The organism is Fructilactobacillus sp. X7R9C1, from assembly GCF_059901005.1.
The window spans coordinates 1-221 of record NZ_JBWXVG010000081.1; the positions used below are offsets into that span (position 1 = coordinate 1).

At 30.8% G+C, this 221-nt stretch carries 1 protein-coding gene; it reads right to left on the reverse strand.

Annotated elements, in window-relative coordinates; genetic code table 11:
- Positions 1–204 (reverse strand): hypothetical protein (locus AC6UD0_RS07495; RefSeq protein ID WP_500708728.1); only part of this gene is annotated, 204 nt, incomplete at its 3' end.
- Positions 205–221 lie beyond the last annotated feature (17 nt).

Here is a 221-nt window from a genome sequence, read left to right on the forward strand (position 1 = left end):
AGGATTGTGTGCATCGTTAATTGAACCGTTAATACCATTAACTGTTCCATCTAAACTTTTAATTTTAGCGTCGTGTTTTCTAATTAGCATACAAGTCTTGCTAAAAAAATTTTTATAAGCCTTATTTTGTAAATTACGTTGATTATCAAAAATCGTTTTTGCTGTATTGTTTAACGTTATTTGTGTTGGTTGCGCAACGTCCATTGGATAATACTGGTATG